At 72.0% G+C, this 20,339-nt stretch carries 22 protein-coding genes and 2 tRNA genes; 16 read left to right on the forward strand and 8 right to left on the reverse strand.

The annotated features are described in order from the left end of the window. Position 1 precedes the first annotated feature (1 nt). Both KY462_02535 and KY462_02540 read right to left on the reverse strand, forming a co-directional pair. A complete protein-coding gene (locus tag KY462_02535) occupies positions 2–1,129 on the reverse strand; it encodes an aminotransferase class I/II-fold pyridoxal phosphate-dependent enzyme (GenBank protein ID MBW3576618.1) in 1,128 nt (375 codons plus the stop codon). After that, positions 1,126–1,578, reverse strand: coding sequence for a PGPGW domain-containing protein (locus KY462_02540; protein MBW3576619.1), 453 nt, complete (start codon positions 1,576–1,578; stop codon positions 1,126–1,128). Before KY462_02540 ends, KY462_02535 begins: the two co-directional genes overlap by 4 nt. A gap of 36 nt (positions 1,579–1,614) precedes the next feature. Here KY462_02540 and KY462_02545 point away from each other — a divergent pair, with 36 nt between their 5' ends. After that, positions 1,615–2,703, forward strand: a complete 1,089-nt coding sequence (locus KY462_02545) for an ABC transporter ATP-binding protein (protein MBW3576620.1) — start codon at positions 1,615–1,617, stop codon at positions 2,701–2,703. A gap of 9 nt (positions 2,704–2,712) precedes the next feature. Here the strand turns inward: KY462_02545 and KY462_02550 are convergent, their stop codons facing one another. Continuing rightward, positions 2,713–4,326 (reverse strand): flippase-like domain-containing protein, encoded by a 1,614-nt coding sequence (locus KY462_02550; GenBank protein MBW3576621.1) that lies wholly within the window; start codon positions 4,324–4,326, stop codon positions 2,713–2,715. 96 nt (positions 4,327–4,422) lie between these two features. Between KY462_02550 and KY462_02555 the strand changes: the two genes are divergently transcribed. The 9 genes from KY462_02555 (at position 4,423) to KY462_02595 (ending at position 13,392) form a co-directional block, all read left to right on the forward strand. Beyond that, entirely contained in the window at positions 4,423–5,349 is a 927-nt protein-coding gene (locus KY462_02555) for an NAD(P)-dependent oxidoreductase (protein ID MBW3576622.1), read from the forward strand. A gap of 23 nt (positions 5,350–5,372) precedes the next feature. Beyond that, entirely contained in the window at positions 5,373–6,428 is a 1,056-nt protein-coding gene (locus KY462_02560) for an iron ABC transporter substrate-binding protein (GenBank protein MBW3576623.1), read from the forward strand. A gap of 16 nt (positions 6,429–6,444) precedes the next feature. Then, the gene (locus KY462_02565; GenBank protein ID MBW3576624.1) at positions 6,445–8,094 is read left to right on the forward strand and encodes an iron ABC transporter permease; all 1,650 of its coding nucleotides are present in this window, start codon (positions 6,445–6,447) and stop codon (positions 8,092–8,094) included. Next, positions 8,091–9,701 (forward strand): hypothetical protein, encoded by a 1,611-nt coding sequence (locus KY462_02570; GenBank protein ID MBW3576625.1) that lies wholly within the window; start codon positions 8,091–8,093, stop codon positions 9,699–9,701. The genes KY462_02565 and KY462_02570 overlap by 4 nt, the downstream gene beginning before the upstream one ends. 164 nt (positions 9,702–9,865) lie before the next feature. Beyond that, positions 9,866–11,167, forward strand: coding sequence for an NADP-dependent isocitrate dehydrogenase (gene icd, locus KY462_02575; GenBank protein MBW3576626.1), 1,302 nt, complete (start codon positions 9,866–9,868; stop codon positions 11,165–11,167). 249 nt (positions 11,168–11,416) lie between these two features. Next, positions 11,417–11,677, forward strand: coding sequence for a hypothetical protein (locus tag KY462_02580; protein ID MBW3576627.1), 261 nt, complete (start codon positions 11,417–11,419; stop codon positions 11,675–11,677). 397 nt (positions 11,678–12,074) lie between these two features. After that, positions 12,075–12,446 (forward strand): type II toxin-antitoxin system Phd/YefM family antitoxin, encoded by a 372-nt coding sequence (locus KY462_02585; protein ID MBW3576628.1) that lies wholly within the window; start codon positions 12,075–12,077, stop codon positions 12,444–12,446. Then, positions 12,343–12,606, forward strand: a complete 264-nt coding sequence (locus tag KY462_02590; protein ID MBW3576629.1) for a type II toxin-antitoxin system RelE/ParE family toxin — start codon at positions 12,343–12,345, stop codon at positions 12,604–12,606. The genes KY462_02585 and KY462_02590 overlap by 104 nt, the downstream gene beginning before the upstream one ends. Before the next feature lie 339 nt (positions 12,607–12,945). After that, the gene (locus KY462_02595) at positions 12,946–13,392 is read left to right on the forward strand and encodes a hypothetical protein (protein ID MBW3576630.1); all 447 of its coding nucleotides are present in this window, start codon (positions 12,946–12,948) and stop codon (positions 13,390–13,392) included. 61 nt (positions 13,393–13,453) lie between these two features. Here KY462_02595 and KY462_02600 read toward each other — a convergent pair. Beyond that, positions 13,454–13,530, reverse strand: a tRNA-Val gene (locus KY462_02600). 231 nt (positions 13,531–13,761) lie between these two features. Between KY462_02600 and KY462_02605 the strand changes: the two genes are divergently transcribed. The 5 genes from KY462_02605 to KY462_02625 all read left to right on the forward strand — a co-directional run bounded on the left by KY462_02605 (position 13,762) and on the right by KY462_02625 (position 17,159). After that, on the forward strand, positions 13,762–14,067 hold the full coding sequence (locus tag KY462_02605; GenBank protein ID MBW3576631.1) for a WhiB family transcriptional regulator: 306 nt from the start codon (positions 13,762–13,764) through the stop codon (positions 14,065–14,067). A gap of 3 nt (positions 14,068–14,070) precedes the next feature. Further along, on the forward strand, positions 14,071–14,295 hold the full coding sequence (locus KY462_02610; GenBank protein ID MBW3576632.1) for a hypothetical protein: 225 nt from the start codon (positions 14,071–14,073) through the stop codon (positions 14,293–14,295). 87 nt (positions 14,296–14,382) lie between these two features. After that, positions 14,383–15,054, forward strand: coding sequence for a metal-dependent transcriptional regulator (locus KY462_02615; protein ID MBW3576633.1), 672 nt, complete (start codon positions 14,383–14,385; stop codon positions 15,052–15,054). 86 nt (positions 15,055–15,140) lie between these two features. Next, positions 15,141–16,277, forward strand: coding sequence for a citrate synthase (locus tag KY462_02620; protein ID MBW3576634.1), 1,137 nt, complete (start codon positions 15,141–15,143; stop codon positions 16,275–16,277). A gap of 24 nt (positions 16,278–16,301) precedes the next feature. Further along, positions 16,302–17,159, forward strand: coding sequence for an MBL fold metallo-hydrolase (locus KY462_02625; protein MBW3576635.1), 858 nt, complete (start codon positions 16,302–16,304; stop codon positions 17,157–17,159). Positions 17,160–17,192: 33 nt separating this feature from the next. Here the strand turns inward: KY462_02625 and KY462_02630 are convergent. The 3 genes from KY462_02630 to KY462_02640 all read right to left on the reverse strand — a co-directional run bounded on the left by KY462_02630 (position 17,193) and on the right by KY462_02640 (position 18,538). Next, positions 17,193–17,264 (reverse strand) — tRNA-Cys (locus KY462_02630). A gap of 69 nt (positions 17,265–17,333) precedes the next feature. After that, a complete protein-coding gene (locus KY462_02635) occupies positions 17,334–17,552 on the reverse strand; it encodes a hypothetical protein (GenBank protein MBW3576636.1) in 219 nt (72 codons plus the stop codon). Then, on the reverse strand, positions 17,549–18,538 hold the full coding sequence (locus tag KY462_02640; protein MBW3576637.1) for a pirin family protein: 990 nt from the start codon (positions 18,536–18,538) through the stop codon (positions 17,549–17,551). The genes KY462_02635 and KY462_02640 overlap by 4 nt, the downstream gene beginning before the upstream one ends. A 178-nt stretch (positions 18,539–18,716) precedes the next feature. On the opposite strand from KY462_02640, the gene KY462_02645 reads away from it, so the two are divergent. Further along, positions 18,717–19,271 carry a thioredoxin family protein gene (locus KY462_02645; protein ID MBW3576638.1) on the forward strand — a complete coding sequence of 185 codons (555 nt, stop codon included), beginning with the start codon at positions 18,717–18,719 and terminating at the stop codon, positions 19,269–19,271. A gap of 76 nt (positions 19,272–19,347) precedes the next feature. Here the strand turns inward: KY462_02645 and rsgA are convergent, their stop codons facing one another. Next, positions 19,348–20,337: a ribosome small subunit-dependent GTPase A gene (rsgA, locus tag KY462_02650; GenBank protein ID MBW3576639.1), complete on the reverse strand. Its 990-nt coding sequence runs from the start codon at positions 20,335–20,337 to the stop codon at positions 19,348–19,350. Between the last annotated feature and the right edge of the window lie 2 nt (positions 20,338–20,339).

The raw sequence follows: 20,339 nt of genomic DNA on the forward strand, positions 1-20,339 counted from the left end.
GTCAGCGGCGACGCGACGCGACGTCGGCCAGCACCTCACCGGAGACGTCGAGGAACACGTCGAGCTCGTGGGGCGTGCCGACGGTGACGCGGAAGTGGTGGTCGAGGCGGTAGGGCGCCAGCGTCCGGACCCCGACACCGTGGTCGGCGTATGCCGCGGCAACCGGCCCGGCCGGCTCCCCCGCGTCGACCAGGACGAAGTTGCCCAGCCCGTCAACGAACGGGACCCCGAGCTGTGTCAGCCCCGCGGCCAGGCGCCGCCGCCCCGCGACGGTGCCGGCCACGGTGCGCTGCAGGTGTCCGTCGTCGCCGATCGCCGCGACGGCTGCCGCCTGCGCCAGCGCGTTGACGTTGAACCTGACCCGTGCGGTGTCCACGGCGGCGACCAGGTCGCGGGGGCCGAGGAGGTAGCCGACCCGCAAGCCCGCGAGCGCGTACGCCTTGGAGAACGTGCGCAGTGTGATCAGGCGGGGGTGGTCGACGCCGAGCTCAGCGACCGGCACGTACCCGCGGTGGCCGCGCGCGAACTGGTGGTAGGCCTCGTCGACCACGATCGTGACGTCGGCGGGGACGGCGTCGATCACCGCGCGGAGCTGGTCGCCGTCCAGATGCGCGCCGGTCGGGTTGGCGGGGTTGTCGATCGTGACGATCCGTGTGTCCGCCGAGACGCGGTCGAGGAGCGCGTCGGCCGTCCGGGCGAAGCCGTCACCCAGCGGAGCCTCGTCGAACCGGGCGCGGGCGACCTGCGCGCCGAGCCGGTAGACGATGAACGCCCGGTCGTAGGCCAGGACCGACCCTGCGCCGCTCCCCCGGTCGGTGCGGCGTGCCTCGTGCGCGATCAGGTCCATCAGCAGCGCAGCCGAACCGTTCCCGACCACCACCTGCTCGACGCCGACGTCTTCGAGGCGGGCGATGACGGCGCGCAGCTCGGCGCTCTGGTCGTCGGGGTAACGGTTGGCGTCGCCGGCGCGGGTGGTCAGGACGTCGACGACCGCGGGCGACGGCCCGAACGGCGACTCGTTCGATGACAACCGCACCTGCATGCCCGGTGGAGGGCCGACCGCCGCTGCCGATGCCACCGTGAGAGGCGGCGCTGCACGACCTCGATGCATCGGGCGGTCGTCGCTCACCCCTTCACGTCGGTGCCGCCGCCGAACGCGCCGGTCTCGCGGTGGGCGCCGTGCCGGTCGCCTTCGCCGTCGGCGTCGCCGCGTCCCGGCAGGCGGCCCCGCACCTCGTCCAGGGCCCTCCTGCCGCGCCGGTCGCCCTCGCCGTCGGCGTCGCCGCGTCCCGGCATGCGGGCCCACACCTCATCCAGGACCTTCCTCGCCCATCGGAACTGCGTGGCCAGGATCGCCAGGCCCGCGGGGATCGCGAGGATGGCGGGACCCGGCAGGACGATCATCGCGACGCCCGCCACCAGGACCACGGATCCGACGATGCTGACGGCGACGCGCTTGCCTTCACGCCGGACGAGCGCGCGCATCCGACCTCCCCGCCCGTCTCCCTGCTGCGCGTCGGACACGATCCCTCCTCGGTCGACCGCCGACCACGTCCTGCCCACCGCTGCGATGGACATCCCGCAGCCATCACATGAAGGGTAGCCTTACCTTCGATGGAGACCTCCACCGGCCTCCCCCCGGCGGCCACCGACGACGCGGCAGCTGCACTGCCGGCGGTGTGCTGCATCGACGTCAGCCGATCGTTCGGGGACGTGGTCGCGGTACGGGAACTCGACCTGAAGGTCGCGCGCGGTTGCATCACCGCGCTGCTGGGACCATCCGGTTGCGGCAAGACCACGACGCTCCGGCTGATCGCCGGGTTCGAGCAACCCGACGCCGGGCACATCGAGCTCGACGGCCACGTGGTCGCCACGCCCGCACGATCGGTGCCTCCCGAGCGTCGCAAGGTCGGGATGGTGTTCCAGGACCACGCGCTGTTCCCGCACCTGACCGTCGCGGGGAACGTCGCGTACGGGTTGCATCGTTGGCCCCGGCAGCAGCGGCGCGACCGGATCGCACAGGTGGTCGACCTGGTCGACCTGACCGGCCTCGAGCAACGCCTCCCGTCAGCGCTGTCGGGAGGTCAGCAGCAGCGTGTCGCGCTCGCGCGTGCTCTGGCACCCCGCCCCGAGGTGGTCCTCCTGGACGAGCCGTTCTCGAACCTCGACGCGGCACTGCGCACGACGGTCCGCGCGGACGTGCGACGCATCCTCAAGGACGCCGGTGCCACCGCGGTGTTCGTGACCCACGACCAGGAGGAAGCGCTGTCGCTGGCCGACGAGGTCGCGGTGATGGGCGCGGGGCGCATCCACCAGGTTGCCGACCCTCACACCCTGTACACCCGCCCCGCCGACCGCTTCGTCGCGACGTTCGTCGGCGACGCGGACGTGCTCCCCGCCGAGCGGGTCGACCGCTACCGGGTCGTGACCCCCCTGGGGATGGTGGCCACGGTCGGGCCGGTGCCGGCGTCGAGCGTCGAGGTGGTGGTCCGACCGGAGGCGCTGACACTGACCGCCAACAGCTCGGGTCGCGCACACGTCCAGGCGGTGTCGTACTTCGGACACGACCAGCTGGTGCAGCTGCAGCTGGCGGACGGGACGTCGCTGCGGTCACGGCTGGGACCCGAGCCACGTTTCCGCCCCGGCGACCGGGTCGACGTCGACGTGCGCGGTGCGGTGGTCACGCTGGGCTCCGAGCGGTGAGCGCCGCGATCAGGCGGCGTTCAGCTCCCGGTACACGGCGGGGACCACCGCGCGCACGTACCGCCCGAGGCGGACGAACGACTCGCCGGTCTCGCGGAAGCGGTAGCTGATCGGGACCTCGGCGTACCGGTAGCCCTTGGCCAGCAGGTCGAGGGTGAGGACCTGGGCGTAGTTGAAGTCGTGGACGATCTCCGCTGCGGCGGCTGCGGCCGGCGACAACGCCCGGTAGCCGCTCTGCCCGTCGCTGACCGGGTGGCGGGACACGATCCGCAGCAGCGCCGTGAGCACGAGGTTGCCGACGCGGCGGTGCGGGAGCATCCGCTGGATGCGGCCACCGAAGCGCGTCCCGACGACGTAGTCGGCGGTCGCGTCCAGGATCGGGGCGACCAGCGCCTCGAGCTCCTCGGGGGCGTACTCGCCGTCGGCATCGCAGAACGCCACCGCGGCCGCGTCGCGGTCGACGGCCTCGGCCAACCCGCGCCGCACCGCCGCGCCGAGCCCACGGTTGGCGGCGAAGCGCACCACGGCAGCGCCCGCGGCCGCCGCCCGCTCCGCGGTCGCATCGGTCGAGCCGTCGTCGACCACCACGACCTCGACCGGGTGGCCGCGCACCGAACTCGGCGCACGTGCGACGACCCCGGCGACGGTCGCCTCCTCGTCGTGGGCAGGCAGGAACAGCACCACGGGGCGCTGGCGCTCAGCGGCGGGGGCGGGTTGCCTGCGGCGTGGCCGGTGGCGTTCCAGCCGCAGACGTCCCAGCATGCCCGGCGCGGGAACGACGAGCGCGACGGCCCCTGCGGCCAGCGCGTAGACCGTCTTGACCGCGTGGGCGACGAGCGCCACGGCCAGCGCCGTCCCGGCAGGCAGCCCCAGAGCGACGAGTGTCGTGGCGGCCGCGGCTTCGTAGGTCCCGAAGCCGCCGGGCGCCACCGCGACGACCTGCGCGGCGATCGTCACGGCGGTGACCAGCACCGCCTCCCGGATGCTGAGCGCGGCCCCCGCCCAACGGGCCGCCTGCCACACCACCGCGGCCTCCAGCAGCCACGAGACGACCGTGCCCAGCGCCACGGCCGGGCCCGGCGGACGGGTGCGGGCCGAGCCATGGGTCCGTCGCAGCCACCACGTGCCGGCGGCCACCCCGGCCGCCGCGAGCACCAGAACCCCCCCGGCCCCGGCCCCCACCACGCGACCGGCCACCGGGGCGCCGAGAGCGACCGCCAGGCTCCCCACCGTCAGGAGGTCTGCGGCCCGCAGCGTGACCACGGACGCAGCCGCGGGTCGCAGCGGCACGCCCGCCCGGCGCACCACGCTGGCCACGCGCAACGGCTCACCCAGCCGCAACGGCAGGACGTGGTTCCCGGCCAGGGAGACGTGCAGAGCGGCCAGGGCCTGACCGAACCGCAGCTGCGGCACGACCCGGCGCCACACCGCCGCGCGGACGACGAAAGCCGCGGCGTACGCGGCGAGCACCGCGGTCAGCGTCAGCGGGTGAACGACCGCTGCCCGCGCCGCTGTCTCCAGCGCCGCACCGTCCACGCTGCGCGCAACCACCACGAGCGTCACGGCTGTGACCGCGGCGGCGGCGACCCACGCTCCCCAGCGAGGACGGCGGCGTGCCCCCACGGACCTTCCCCACGTCGACTGGCCAGCTGAGGTTAGGCTCCCCTAAGGTCACGCGTCCAGAGCGGCGGGGCGCCGCTCGCACGATCGGAGATCGACGTGCCCCTGGCTGTGGTCACCGGCGCGTCCGGCTTCATCGGACGCCACCTCGTCGGCCGCCTGGCCGCGGACGGGCTCGACGTGTGCGGGGTCGACCGCCGGCCACCGCCCCGCGGCGCTCCCGGCTCGGCGGTCGTCGCCGACCTCGCGGAACACGATCCGGCGGTCGATGCGATCCTGCGCCGCGCCGACGTCGCCTACCACCTCGCCGGATGCCCCGGTGTCCGCGGTGACGGTCCCGGCGTCGCGGACCGCCGGTGGCGGGACAACGTGGTCGCCGCCGAGCACGTCCTCGACATCGTCGCCGAACGCGTGCCGGTGGTGGTCACGTCCTCCTCGTCGGTGTACGGGGGGGCCACCCACACGCCGGACGGCCTGCGTCCGTGCCGCGAGAGCGACCGGTTGCGTCCGCGCGGCGGGTACGCCCGGTCGAAAGTGGTCCTCGAACGCCGCTGCGCCGACCGGGTGGCGCGCGGAGGGCTGGTCGCGGTCGCCCGTCCGTTCACGGTCGCCGGTGAGCACCAGCGCCCCGACATGGCCATCGCCCGGTGGCTGGCCGCAGCACGCACCGGAGGTCCGCTGGCGGTCTTCGGCTCGCTGCACCGGGTCCGCGACGTCACCGACGTGGGGCACGTGGTCGACGGGCTGGTGCGCTTGGCGGCGCTGCGCCGGCCCGCGACGGTCAACCTGGGGACCGGTGTCGGCCATGCCCTGGCCGGCCTCGTCGCCGCAGTGACCGCGGTCGCCGGTCGGGCGCCGGTCGAGATCCTTCCCGCACACCTCGACGAGGTTTCCGCGACGCTGGCGGACACCGAACGTTGCCAACGGCTGCTCGGCTTCCGACCGATGACCGACCTCGCGGATCTCGTCGCCCGCCAGTGGGCCGCCGCCCAGGTCCGTGCCCCGGACTTGGTGGAGGCACCGTGACGCGACCCGAGCGTGGCACCACGCTGACCGGCGCGACCGGCCCACGTGCCCCGGGGCGATCCCCGCGCTGCCTCGGCCGCCGCCTCCGGCTGGGCGCCGCGGCGTTCCTGGCTGTCGGCCTGCTCGCGGCCGCATCGTCTGCGTGCGCCGGGGGCGAGGATGCGCTCACGATCTACTCCGGCCGTGGCCGCAGCCTGGTCGGGCCGCTCCTGGACCGCTTCGCGCAGGAGGCGGGCATCCCGATCGAGGTCCGCTACGGCAACTCGGCGGAGCTGGCGCTGCTGATCAGCGAGGAGGGCGAACGTACCCCGGCGGACGTCTTCTACGCACAGAACCCCGGCGCCGTCGGTTTCCTCGCCGAACGCGACCTGCTGCAACCCCTGTCCGACACGATCCTGGCGACCGTCGATGCGCGCTTCCGCAGCGATCGCGGGCATTGGGTCGGGGTGACCGGCCGCCAACGCGTGCTGGTGTACAACACCGAGCAGGTGGACGACCAACAGCTGCCACGGTCGGTGTTCGACCTGACCCATGAGCGCTACCGCGGACGGGTGGGGGTGGCTCCCACCAACGGTTCGTTCCAGGACTTCGTCAGCGCGATGCAGCAGGTGTACGGCGAGGAACGCACGCTGCAGTGGCTGACCGCGCTGGCGAACAACGAACCCCGGACCTACGGGAACAACAACGCCATCGTCGAGGCGGTGGCGCGCGGCGAGGTCGCCATGGGACTGGTCAACCACTACTACAACCACCGCTGGCTCGACGAGGACCCGACCCTGCCCAGCCGCAACTACGTCTTCCCCGACGGCGACATCGGGGCACTGCTGATCGCCTCCACCGTCAGCGTGGTGTCCGACGATCCACGCGCGCAGCGGTTCGTCGGGTTCCTCGTCTCCGAGGAGGCACAGCGGTACTTCGCCGAGGAGACCTTCGAGTACCCGCTGGCCCGCGGTGTCCAGCCCGCTGCGGATCTGCCACCCCTGGGCAGCCTCACCCTCCCGAAGGTCGACATCGAGGAGCTCGGCGATGAGCTGCGCGCCACGATCGATCTGATCGAGCGCAGCGGGCTGCGCAGGTAAGGGGTCGCTCTCAACGGTGGAACCGCTCACGTCCGCGCCGGCACCCGAACGCGCGCTGCGCCCGCACCGGGGCGTGGCACCCGGGACCCCGGGTCGCGCCCCGCGCTGGCTGGCCGCCGGCGTGGTCACCGTGGGGATGGTCTTCGCGGTCCCGTTCGGCTACCTCGTGGTGCGCAACCTCGCCGACGTCCGCCGGTCCGCTGCGTTGCTCATGGCACCCGCCGCGGTCGCGCCCCTGGCGCGATCGCTGGTCCTGGCCACGACGGTCGCGGCCGCCGCCGCGGCGGTGGGGACCGCCGCCGCGTGGCTGGTGACCCGCACGGACGTGCCCGCCCGGCGCCTGTGGCGCATCCTGCTACCGCTTCCTCTGGTGATCCCCTCGTTCATCGGGGCGTTCGCCTTGATCGCGGCGTTCGCGCCGGGAGGCCTGGCCGAGCGGCTGATCGGTGTGCGGGTCCCCGGTGGCCTGCGCGGCTTCGGTGGCGCGTTCCTGGTCCTGACGCTGCTGACCTACCCCTACGTCTTCCTCCCGGTCGCCGCACGCCTGCAGCAGCTCCCGTCGTCGCTTGAGGAAGCCGGCCGGCTGCTGGGGCGCCGACCCACGCGGGTGTTCGCGTCCGTGGTCGTGCCACAGATCCGCGGCGCCATCCTGGCCGGGGCGCTGCTGACGTTCCTGTACGCGATCAGCGACTGGGGCGCGGTCGAGCTGCTGCGCTACGACACCCTCACGCGGGTGATCTTCGTCAACGTCCTCGATCCGCCGACGGCACTCGCGCTCAGCCTGGAGCTCGGTGCGCTGGCCGTGGCGGTCGTGGTGCTCGAGCGGATGGTCACCGGCGGCCTGCGTCAGGTCGAAGGGGCCCACGCCACCCGCGGCCTGCAGATCTCCCTCGGGGGTTGGCGCCCGGTGGCGACGGGAGGCCTGGCCGCCCTGCTGTTCGCCGCGCTGGTCGCACCGGTCGGGGTGCTGGCGTTCTGGTCGGTCCGTGGTCTGGCGCGGGGCGCGGCACGCGCCGGGGCGGTGGTCACCGATCCCGGGCAGCTGCTCGGGCCGGCGCTCAACACGGTCGGGATCAGCCTGGCCACCGCCGGGATCGCCGTGGCGGTCGCCGCCCCGGTCGCCTACCTCACGGTCCGCTACCGCAGCCGCGCCGGGCAGGCCGTCAACGCGGTGATCGTGGCCGGCTTCGCCCTACCCGGGCTGGTCATCGCGCTGGCCCTGACCTTCTGGACGCTCGGCGCCCCGGGCCCGATCGTGACCGCCTACCAGACGCTGCACCTCCTCGTCACCGCGTACGTGATCCACTTCGGGGCGCAGGCACTGCGCGCTGCGGAGGTCACCGTCGCCAGCGTCCCGCGCAGGCTCGACGACGCCGCGCGGGCGCTCGGCGCGGGCCGTGGACGCCGGTTGCTGACGGTGGAGCTGCCGCTGATGACACCGGGGTTGCTGGCCGGTGGCGGGTTGGTGCTGCTGTCGACGATGAAGGAGCTGCCTGCCACGCTGCTCCTCGCTCCCCCGGGGTTCGACACGCTCGCGACCCGCATCTGGACCTCGGCCGAGGACGCGTTCCTCGCCGACGCCAGCGTCGCGTCGTTGCTGCTGATCGTGCTGTCCGGGGTGGTGATCTGGGTGCTCGGGGTCCGCCGCTCCGAGGTGCTGCGGTGATCCGGCAACCGTCAGCGGGCGCTCACCACGCCGACGTGCGGCCGCTCACGCGGCGGCGCCTCGCGGTCGTCATCGCCGCGGTCGCGTGCGTGGCCGCTGCGGCCGCGGCGGGTGGGGCGGCAGGTCGGGCGACGACCGGCAACCACACCAGCGGGGACGAGCCGCACTACCTGCTCACCGCGCTGAGTCTCGCCCACGATCTCGACCTGGACGTCAGCGACGAGATCCACCGCGACGCGTACCGCCCCTTCCACGAGCAGACGCTGGTGCCCCAGGCGCGGCGTCGCCCAGACGGGACGATGGTGGTCCCCCACGACCCGCTTCTCCCGACGCTCCTCGCCGTCCCGATGCGCCTGGGGGGGTGGGTGGCCGCCAAGCTCGCGCTGGCGGTGCTCAACGCCGCCCTGGCCGGGCTGCTGGTGTGGACGATGGTGCGCCGCTTCGGCGTCCCGCTGCGCACGGCGGCGGTGACTGCCCTCGTGATGGGCGCCGCCGCCCCCCTGGCGGTGTACGGCCAGCAGGTCTACCCGGAGGTCCCGGCCGCCCTGGCGGTGACCGCGGCGATCGCCGGCCTGGCCGGGCCGCTGCGTCGGGGCGGGATCGCGGTCGTCGGCGGGGCGGTGGTGGCCCTTCCGTGGCTGTCGGCGAAGTTCGTTCCGGTGGCGGCCGCGCTGGCAGGGCTGGCGGTGCTCCGGGTGATCCGCCGCGGCGACCGCGCCACCGCCGGGATCGTGGTCGGGGTGCTGGCGGTCGCGGGGATCGCCTACCTGGCACTGCACCTGGCCTGGTACGGCGGGGCGACCAGCTACGCGTCGGGCGCGTTCTTCGCCGAACACGGTGGGCAACTGGCGGTCGTCGGGCTGGCCCCCCGCTACCTCGCGCGCAGCCAGCGGCTGCTGGGCCTGCTGGTCGACCGCGGGTTCGGGGTGGCCGCCTGGCAGCCGGCGTGGCTGCTGGCGGTGCCGGCGCTGGCGGCGCTGGCCCGCCGCAGCCGCCCCGCGGCTGCGGTGGTCGGCGTGCCGCTCGTGGCCGGGTGGTTCACCGCGGCGTTCGTCGCGGTGACCATGCACGGCTGGTGGTTCCCGGGCCGACAGGTCGTGGCGGTGCTGCCGTGCGCGGCCGTGGCGGTGGGCTGGTGGGTCGGCCGCGACCGGAGACGGCTGACCTTGCTGGCGGTGCTTGGAACCGTCGGCGTGGTCGCGCATGCCTGGCTGGCGGTGGAGGCCGCGCGTGGAGAGCTGACCTGGGTGGTGGACTTCGCCGCCACCGCCAACCCCTGGTACCGCGGCTGGCGGCTGACGCTCCCCGACTACCTCCGGCCGGGCGTCGCGACCTGGGTCCGCCACGGCGCTTGGGCGGTCGCAGCCGTGGCGCTCGCCGGGTGGGGCTGGGCGGGCGCCTCAGTAGGCGCCGCGAGTGGCGGGCGTGCCCGGCGCCGTCGGTGTCTGGGTGCCCGTCTGGGTGCCCGTCTGGGTGCCCGTCACCGTGTCGCCGCCCCCGTCGATCTCGCGGACACCGGCGCCGTCGTCGCCACCACAGGCGGCCAGCACGGCGAACACCAGACTGGCCGCCACGACGAGGCGGGGCGTGAAGCGACGCAAGCGTGACATCCGGGGCTCCTGGAACGTCGGCTGACGTGAGGTGAGCAGAACCTAATACAACGCCGTGCTCACGTGGCAACCCGCCCCGGGGCGACAGCGTCCGTCGGGTGCACCAGTGGCTAGCCTCGCTCCGAGCCTCGTCCGCCCGTCCCCCGCCGAGGAGACCACCGGTGCCCTACGACAAGATCCGTGTCCCCGACGACGGACGAGCCATCTCGATCCACGACGGCAAGCTCGCCGTGCCCGACACCCCGGTCATCGCGTTCATCGAGGGGGACGGCACCGGACCCGACATCTGGGCGGCCGCCCACCGCGTGCTCGAGGCCGCCGTCGAGCGTGCCTACGGCGCTGACCGGCGGATCGTGTGGATGGAGGTGTACGCCGGTGAGAAGGCCAACCGCGTCTACGGCGAGGACGTGTGGCTCCCCGACGAGACGATCGACGCCTTCGGCGAGTTCCACGTCGGGATCAAGGGGCCGCTCACCACCCCGGTCGGCGGCGGCATCCGCTCGTTGAACGTCACGCTACGCAAGCGGCTGGACCTGTACGCCTGCGTCCGCCCCGTCCGGCACATCCCCGGTGTCCCGTCCCCGGTCAAACAACCCGAGGACGTCGACATGGTGATCTTCCGGGAGAACACCGAGGACGTCTACGCCGGCATCGAGTGGGAGGCCGGAACCGACGAGGCTCGCCGGCTGATGGCCTTCCTCCGCCAGGAGCTGGGCGTCGCCGACGAGGTCCGCTTCCCCGACACCGCCGCGTTCGGCATCAAGCCGATCTCGGAGGAAGGCACCAAGCGGCTGGTGCGCTCCGCCATCGACTACGCGATCAACCGTGGGCGCCGCAGCGTCACGCTGGTCCACAAGGGCAACATCATGAAGTTCACCGAGGGAGCCTTCCGCAGCTGGGGGTACGACGTCGCCGAGGAGGAGTACCCCGGCGAGACCTACACCTGGCGTCAGTGGGACCGCACCGCTGAACGCGACGGTCGGGCCGTCGCCAACGACGAACAGCGCGAGGCCGAGGAAGCCGGGAAGGTCGTGATCAAGGACGTCATCGCCGACGCGTTCCTGCAGCAGATCCTCACGCGCGCGGACCAGTACGACGTCATCGCGACCATGAACCTGAACGGCGACTACATCTCCGATGCCCTTGCCGCTCAGGTCGGCGGGATCGGCATCGCGCCAGGCGGCAACGTCAATTACAACACTGGCCACGCCGTCTTCGAGGCCACGCACGGGACCGCCCCCAAGTACGCAGGGCAGGACAAGGTCAACCCCTCGTCGTTGATCCTGTCCGGGGAGATGATGTTCCGCTACCTGGGGTGGGACCAGGCAGCGGACGCCATCGTCCGGGCGATGGAGAAGACCATCTCGGCCAAGAGGGTGACCTACGACTTCGCGCGGATGATGCAGGGGGCCACCGAGCTCCGCACCAGCGAGTTCGGCGATGCCCTGATCGAGAACATGTGAGCCCCAGCGAGCGGAAACCCCCTCTGAGACGACCTGGGGAAACGCTGTCAGGCGTCTTTCTCGTTCCGCGAGGATTCCGCGAGAGAACATAAGCGTCGTCGACCGCGGCGCGCGCCGGTCGTCGCTCGCGGGCATCACGTGCGCGTACGTGCACAGCGTGAAGCCTGGGTCGGAATGGCCGAGGTGCTCCGCGAGGGCCCGGATCGAGATCCGGCCGTCCGTATCGGTGGACGGGCAGCCTCGATCCTGATGGCACGCGCGACGACCACCGACCGCAAGGCCTCCGCCGAGGAGGTCCGCAAGCACGCGGACGGCCTGTGCTCGATGGCCGCCGAGCTGGGGGTCGCGCCGGTGGGTGTGCGCGACGACGGGACCGTCGTGGTGCACGCCGACGAGCCCGGGTACCGGCAGGCGCTGGAGATGTCGGAACGAGCCAGCGCACTCGTGGGCAGCTACGTCCACGTCATCACCGACGACGTTCCTGGCGCGGTCGACGCCCAGGAGTTGTGAACGGGCCGCTTCTGGTCGACCAACTGGTCGAGGTGCTCGACCAGATCGGTGATCTCCTGCCCGACGACAAAGCCACGTGGGACGACGACACGCGGACACGGCTGGCGGTCGAACGGCTGTGGATTACCGCCGGCAACGTCGCCGAAGTCCACCCGGCCGCCGCGGGCCTCGAGGTCGGCAATGAACCGTGGGCGGAGCTGTCCCGGTTCCGCAACCTGCTCGGGCACGCCCTGCCGTCCTGGGGCAAGGGCGCCACCCGAAGGCCTGTCCGTTCCATATCGCCCACGCCGAGAGGTCTCGACCCCCGATCAGTGGCGGGCGCTATGCACAGCAGGCGCCAAGCGCCCACCAGACATATGTGTACACGATGTGGTACACTCTGGGTATGCCGAAGACCGTGCCAGTCCGAGAGTTCCGCAGCCACCTCGCCGACCTTCTCGATGAGGTCGCGCAACGCCGTGAGCACGTGACCATCACTCGCCACGGTCGACCCGAAGCCGTCTTGATCCCGGTCGACGAGTACGAGGAGCTCGAAGAGACCGCCGAGATCCTCTCCGATGACGACACTCTCGCAGCGATCCAGCGAGGACTGGATGACCTAGCCGCTGGTGACCTCGTGCCACTGGACGAGGTGCGCCGTCAGTTCGAGCAACCGTCGAGTCCTAGTGGCGCGGGTCTTCCTGACCCGTTCCGCGCGGACGGCACTCGAGGGGCTCGACCACCTACGGGCACAGGCCGTCCTCGACGCGCTCGCAGAGCTAGAACGTGATCCGGGGGCCGGTTACCGACTCCGGCGGCGACTAGCCGGACTTCGGTCGCTGCGGGTCGGCGTGTACCGGATCATCTACGAGCTCCGCGACGACGACAAGACCGTGAGGGTCGTCGCGATCCGCCACCGGGGCCAGGCGTACGACACCGACCCTCGCTGAAGCGGCCTGGAGCCGCCGCATCTCCGAGCGCGGTATGGGTGGACTTGCCGGGAGCGATACCAGCCGCCTACGACTCCGGCTCTGCTGGTCGAGGGACCCTTGACCTCCGGCATGTGCCGTCCAAGTACGGTCGGTCTCCTTGGCCATCTAGGACTTCGCGTGCAACATCAGACGCACTCTGCAGTGAACAGACCCTTCGGTCCAGGCACGAGTCCGAGGACTTCCGACCGCTTTTCCCACGTCAGAGCGGGATTCGGGCCATCTCCCCAGGTCAGCGGGATTCCGTGTTCTGACCGAGAACATGTAGCCGCTTCAGCGGTCCTCGACACGCCACGGGGGATGTTCGACCGCGGTGGGGCCGGCGCTCGTATCCTGTTCAGCGTGGATCCCGACCGGCGGCCACCCGCCTACGCCTGGGACTGGTTCGCGCGGCAGCGGCTGCTGTGGCGTGAGGCCCGTCGACGGCTGGCGACCGGAGGCCACGCCAGCGCCGCACTGTTCCGGGAGGCCGAGACCCGCGGTGACGTCGTGGCACTGCTGCGTGTCGAGTACGCCCGCGACGAGGTGGTGCGGACGACCGTCCGGCGGGTCATCGCGGAGCTGACGTTCTTGGGACGGACCGACGTCGCGTTCGAGAGCCTCAGGGTCCGCACTCCCCCGCGCGGCATGCGCTGGTGGTGGACCACGCTGACCGGCGAGGAGCTGGACGCGGCCGTGCCCCGCCCGACTCAGCCCGTCGCGACACAGCTCAGCCTCGACGAGGTCCACCAGGGCTTCGGCGGCTGACGTCGTCAGGTCCCGGGCGATCGTTCAAGCGTATGGGTGAGGCGCGCGGGCAGGCGGAAAGTGGTGGGGCGCGAGGGAGTCGAACCCCCGACCTCTTGCGTGTCGAGCAAGCGCTCTAGCCAACTGAGCTAGCGCCCCGAGCGGAACGAGAAGGTACCAGAGCCCCCCGAGGGGGTCGAGCGCACCGGCGGCCCGCCCTGCGACGGCACCCGCGCGCCGACCCGTCGGGATCGTTCGACGTTGAAGCCACTGGCGCCACGCGACGCGAAGGCGGCCAACCCATGGACGTTCGGTCACTCCCGTGAACGCTGCGTGCTCGTCCACTCTTGCTGACGAACGCCCCAAACCGCGCGGCTGGATCAGGGGTCGATGAGCGAGCTGCTGCACACCTTCGTCGGTTCGTACGGAGCGCTGACCACCGCGTGGCTCGACCGGGCGGCGTGTCGTCACGAGGACCCCGAGCTGTTCTTCCCCGCCGGCACGAGCGGGACCGCGGGTTCCCAGGTCGCTGCGGCCAAGCAGGTGTGCGCCCGCTGCCCTGTCCGCACACCGTGTCTGCGGTTCGCGCTCAGCAACGGCGAGACCGACGGCATCTGGGGCGGGCTGACCGAGGACGAGCGCCGGGCGCTGCTCCGCGCCGAGCGCAAACGTCGTGCGCTGGCCGGAGCGCGGTGACCGGTGGCTGCTGACCAAGACCGTCAGGAACACCAGGACGACCTTGACGACCCTGACGACCGCCCCGACGACGAACGTCTCGACGAAGAAGGCACTGAGCCGGGTCCACGCCGCGACGCCGACCCGGAGACGCAAGCCGACGCCGGCCTGACCGGTGGTGTGGCGGAGGCGGACGTCGGCGAGCGGGTCGGGACCGACGACGACGGCCACGGCACCCGATCCGGCTGAGCCGTCGGGCAACGAGGGCCTCCGGTAGCCTGCTGGACTGGGCGGAAGGAGCCCGTCGTGACCAGCGACCTCATCGACACCACCGAGATGTACGTGCGCACGGTGTGGGAGCTCGAGGAGGAAGGCATCCCGGCCATCCGGGCGCGTCTCACGGAACGGCTGGGTCTATCGGCCCCGTCAGTGAGCGAGACGGTCGCCCGTCTGCAGCAGGACGGCCTACTGCGTCTGAACGCCGACCGCACCCTCGAGCTCACCCACGACGGTCGTGAGCTGGCGGTGAGCGTCATGCGCAAACACCGGCTCGCCGAGCGGCTGCTGGTGGACGTGATCGGCCTCGAGTGGGAACACGTGCACGTCGAGGCGTGCCGCTGGGAGCATGTCATCTCCGATGACGTGGAACACAAGCTGGTCGAGCTGCTGGAGCGACCGGAGCGCGATCCGCACGGCAACACCATCCCCGATCGGGAACGTGGGGACCACCCAGCGCATGGTCTGCCGTCGCTGACGCAAGCGGCCAAGGACGGCGCCGGAGCCGTCCGAATCGACCGCATGTCCGAACACCTGCAGGCCGACATCGACGCGATGCGTTTCCTCGCCGGCCATCAGCTGCGCCCGGGCGCGGTCGTGTCGATCGAACGCACGGAGGGCGACGCGGTGGTGGTCGACGACGGCAGCGGCCCGGTTCGGGTGGACGATGTGCTCGCCAGCCTGGTCTACGTCACGGTGTCGAGCACCGCGCCAGCGGCCACCCACGCCTGAACACGACCTCGGGGAGCCGCCACAGCGTGCATCCCCAGGGCTAGGATCGGGAACGGTTCTCCCCGCGGGGTTCTCCCCGCTCGCTCGTGACGGAAGGCCATCCTGTGCCTGCTAGTGGACTCGAAGGTGTCATCGCTGCCCAGACCGCGTTGTCGTGGATCGACGGCCAGCGGGGGATGCTCGTCTACCGCGGGTACACCATCGACGACCTGGCTCGCCACGCCACCTTCGAGGAGGTCGTCCACCTCCTGCTGGAGGGCAGCCTCCCCACGCGCGCACAACTCGATGAGACGCGGGCGCGACTCGCCAAGCTGGCGACGCTCCCACAGCGCGTCGTGGACAGTTTGCGCGCGTTGCCGGCCGAGACCACCCCGATGGAAGCGCTCCGCAGCGGCGTGTCGCTGCTCGGGACGGGCCTGCCGACGTTCGAACGGGTCGACATCGGGGCGGTCAGGGACGAGGCCTACGCGATCGTGGCCCGCATCCCCACCGTGATCGGCGCGTTCGAGCGGATCCGCAACGGCCTGGAGCCGCTCGACCCCGATCCTGATCGGTCGGCGGCCCACAACTTCATGGTGGGCATCACGGGGAAGGAACCGGATGACGAGATCGAGCGGGCCATGGACGTGGCCCTCGTGATCCACGCCGAGCACACGCTCAACGCATCGACGTTCGCTGCGCGGCTCAGCGCCTCCACCCTGTCCGACATCTACTCGGCGGTGACCGCGGCGATCGGGGCGCTGCGGGGTCCCCTGCACGGGGGCGCCAACGAACAGGTCGCCCGCATGCTGGACGAGATCGATTCGGTCGCAGCCGTGGCCCCGCACATCGACGCCAAGCTGGCCCGCAAGGAACGCATCATGGGGTTCGGTCACCGCATCTACAAGACCGAGGATCCCCGCGCCCCGCACCTGCGCGACTGGGCCCAGCGCATCGCCGAGAACACCGGCCTGGCCGACACCGTGGCGAAGGCCCTGAAGGTGCAGGAGGTCGTCTTCGACCGCAAGGGCCTGTACGTCAACGTCGATTTTTTCTCCGCGCCGCTGTACACGGCGATGGGGATCCCGCGGGATCTGTTCACCCCGATCTTCGCGGCGTCGCGGTCGGTCGGGTGGACGGCACACGTCCTCGAGCAGCAGTCCGACAACCGGCTGATCCGCCCGTCGTCGGAGTACGTCGGCGACCGCCGCAACGACTGGGTCCCGATCGACCAGCGCGACTGACGGAACACGACCAGAGTGGCGCGCATCGAGGATCGCCATCCCGGGAACGTCGCCGGTCCCTGGTACGTCGACCGGCGCTGCATCGACTGCGACGTGTCCCGCCAGATCGCGCCCGGGCTGTTCGGCCGGGTCGACGGGCAGACCGTCGTGGTCCGTCAACCGCAGGGCGACGAGGAGGTCCAGGCGGCGTGGCGTGCTGCCGTCGCGTGCCCGACCCGCTCGATCGGTGTGGATCCTCCCGACCCGGTCCCGTCAGGCCTGTTCCCACAGCTGATCGTCGACGACGTGTACTACTGCGGGTACGCCTCGGCGAAGTCGTTCGGGGCCAACGCCTTCTTCGCTCGCCGCGCCGCCGGGAACGTCCTGGTGGACTCTCCGCGGTTCGCTCGCGCGATCGTGGAGGGGTTGCAGGAACTGGGCGGGATCGACCACATCCTGCTGACCCACCAGGATGACGTGGCCGATGCCGACCGGTTCGCCGAGCACTTCGCCGCGCGGGTGTGGATCCACGAGGTGGAGCGTCACGCCGCACCGTTCGCGACCGACCTCCTGCGCGGTGTCGACCCCACCGAGATCCAACCCGAGCTGGTCGCGATACCGGTTCCGGGGCACACCCGCGGCAGCGTCGTCTACCTGCTGGAGGAACGGTTCCTGTTCACCGGCGACTCGCTGTTCTGGCACCGACGCCGCGAGGACCTGGCGGCCCACAGGGCGTTCACCTGGTACTCGTGGACGGAGCAGGCCGAGTCGCTGGATCGCCTCGCGCGCGATCATCGGTTCGAGTGGGTGCTGGCCGGCCACGGTGGTCGGGGCCATGCCCCGGCCGACGAGATGCACGACCGGCTGCTGCGCCTCGTGGAGCGGATGCGCACCGGTCGCTGACCGGCTGGGTCGAAGGCCTGGAGACGTCGCGAGAGGCGGGGGCGGGAATCGAACCCGCGTGTGAGCGCTTTGCAGGCGCTTGCCTTACCACTTGGCTACCCCGCCCGGATGGGGCGGTGCCGCGAACCAGCGCAGGGTACCGGACACGGCGAGACGGCGACCACCGTGACGGCGTCACTCGACGTGCGACGCCCGCCAGGCGCGGTACAGCGAGCCGCCGGTCAGGACCGCCCAGAAGGCGAACCCGGCCCACTTCCCGCACCTGGGGAGCGGACGGGCGCGCGCCGGGTCGATCGCGGCGAAGACGCCCCTGCGCGTGATCCGCTCGGCCAGTGGCCTCTCCGGACCCCACCGCGGCGCCTGGACGGGTGCGCCTCCCCGTCCTGCGCTCAAGAGCCGTCCAGGTCGCCGACGTTGCCCCCGGCATGGTGCGCCGGGATCCGGCCGAGCTTGCCCGCCTGGAAGTCGTCGAACGCCTGCTGCAGCTCGGCGCGCGTGTTCATCACGAACGGCCCGTACCAGGCGACCGGCTCGCGGATGGGGCGCCCGCCGAGGACGAGGACGTCCAACGTGGGCGCGCGGCTCTCCTGCGACCGTGTCGCGGCGAACGTGACCACGTCTCCCCGACCGAAGACGGCCAGCTGTCCGGCGCGGATCGGCCGCTGCTCCGCGCCGACCGTTCCCTGCCCGGCCAGGACGTACGCGACAGCGTTGAAGTCGGCCCGCCACGGCAGCCGCACGCGGGCGTCGGGTTCGACGGTCGCATGGATCATCGTGATGGGGGTCCGCGTCGAACCGGGGCCCTGCTGGCCGGCGAGATCACCGGCGATCAGGCGCAGCAGCGCGCCGCCGTCCGGTGAGGTCAGCAGCGTCACGTCACCGCCACGCAGATCCTGGTAGCGGGGCGGACTCCACTTCTGGGCCGCCGGGAGGTTGACCCACAGCTGGAAGCCGTGGAAAAGCCCGCCCCGGACCACGACCTCCTCCGGGGGCGCCTCGATGTGCAGGATCCCGGCCCCGGCGGTCATCCACTGGGTGTCACCATCGCTGATCAGCCCCCCACCGCCGTTGGAGTCCTGGTGCTGGATGATGCCGTCGATCATGTAGGTGACGGTCTCGAACCCGCGGTGAGGGTGCCATGGGGTCCCCTTGGGTTCGCCGGGCGCGTACTCGACCTCTCCCATCTGGTCGAGATGGACGAAGGGGTCGAGATCGGCGAGGTCCACCCCGGCGAATGCCCGCCGGACCGGGAAGCCCTCGCCCTCGAAGCCGCGTGGGGCGGTCGTCACCGACCGCACCGGCCGGTCGGTCGCCGTGGCGACGTCGGGGGCGCTGACCCGCGGGAGGGTCAGCCGGTCGGCAACGGTCACGGCAGGCATGTGGGTGCTTCCTGGTCGCGGTCGGACAGCACGGTGTGTAACGCTGGACGGCGGGAGCGTCTTCCGCGCGGCGCTTCCGCCCCCAGGATGCTGCCCGGCCCGCCCGCCACGTGCCGGCGACGATGACCAGCTGCCCGAGCTCGAACCGGAGGATCCAACCGTGCCAGTCACTTCCAAGATGCTCCCGCTTGGCACCCCCGCGCCGGCGTTCACGCTGCCGGCGATCGACGGGACGACCGTGTCGATCGACGACTTCGACGGCGCTGCTGTCCTGGTGGTCGCGTTCCTGTGCAACCACTGTCCGTACGTGCGCCACGTCGAAGACGCGTTGGCCGCGCTGGCGCGTGAGTACACCGACCAGGGTGTGGCTTTCGTCGGGATCTGCAGCAACGACGCCGAGGCCTATCCCGACGACGCTCCCGCCGGGTTGGCACAGCAGGCTCGCCGCGCCGGGTTCACGTTCCCCTACCTCATCGACGAGTCCCAGGACGTGGCGCACGCCTACCGGGCAGCGTGCACGCCCGACTTCTTCGTCTTCGGGACCGACCGGACGCTTGCCTACCGCGGCGCGATGGACGGCGCACGACCGGGCAACGACGTCCCTGTCACCGGCGAGGAGTTGCGCGGCGCGCTCGACGCGCTCCTGGCGGGCGAGTCACCTCCGGCCGACCAGCGCCCGAGCATGGGCTGTTCGATCAAATGGAAGCCCGGCAACCAGCCCGAGCCGACATAGCCCCGCAGCCGACGTCGCCGCGGCGGCGTCGCGACGCTGCCCAGGAGGTCATGAGCGTCCGCGGCCGAGGCCCCGGCTACCAGCCGCCGTGGTCGCCACGGAGCGCGGCGAGGAAGCGCTGGTAGCTCCCGTAGCGTGCGCGGGACACCGTCCCTGCGAGCAGCGCCGGTACCGCGCATCCCGGCTCGCCATCGTGGAGGCACCCGGGCAGGTCGCACGGCAAGCCACGCAGCTCCGGGAAGGCGAACGCCAGGTCGTCGGGAGCCAGGTGCGCGATCCCGAACGACCGGACACCGGGTGTGTCCACCAGCCAGGCGTTGTCGACTCCGGGCACGCGTAGCGCCCGAGGACTGACCGTCACGTGTCGTCCACCGAAGCGTCCGAGCTCCCCGACCTCACGCTGACTTCCGGGGGCCAGCAGGTTCGACAGAGAGGTCTTCCCGACGCCGGAGTGGCCGGCGAGGACCGACCAGCGGTCGGTCAGCAGCGTGCGTAGGTCCTCCAGGCCCTCCCCGGTGTGGGCGCTGGTCGCCACGACCGGATAGCCCAGCGGGTCGTAGCGGTCCCGGATCCAGCCGACGTCGTCGTTCACGTCGATCTTGTTGACGCAGATGGCACCGTCGAGGCCGCCTGCCTCGGCCGCGACCAGGATGCGGTCGGCGAACCGCGCGCCGATCTCGCCCTCGTCCGCAACGATCACCACGATCGCCAGGTCGACGTTCGCCGCGAGCGGCCTCTCCTCCGCCAGGGTGTCGTCGGCAGTGCGCATCAACACGCTGCCGCGCTCGAGCCGGGTGGTCACACGGGCTGTGTCGGTGTCGTGCCGTGTCAGGCGGACCCGGACGCGGTCTCCCACGACGACGTGTTCCCCGCGCATCGCCCCGCCGTACACGGCCGAGATCTCGTCGCTGTCGACGATGACGTCGACCCAGCCCTTGTGCAACCCGATGACACGCCCGACCGGATGCTCGGTGTGACGGGGACGCGGAGACGGTGGGCGCGTTCGGCGCGGTTCGTCCGCGTCCTCCCACTCGTGGGCGACTGCGTCGAGGTCGATGCGTGACATAG

This window comes from Actinomycetota bacterium (assembly GCA_019347675.1).
Lineage (GTDB): Bacteria > Actinomycetota > Nitriliruptoria > Nitriliruptorales > JAHWKO01 > JAHWKW01.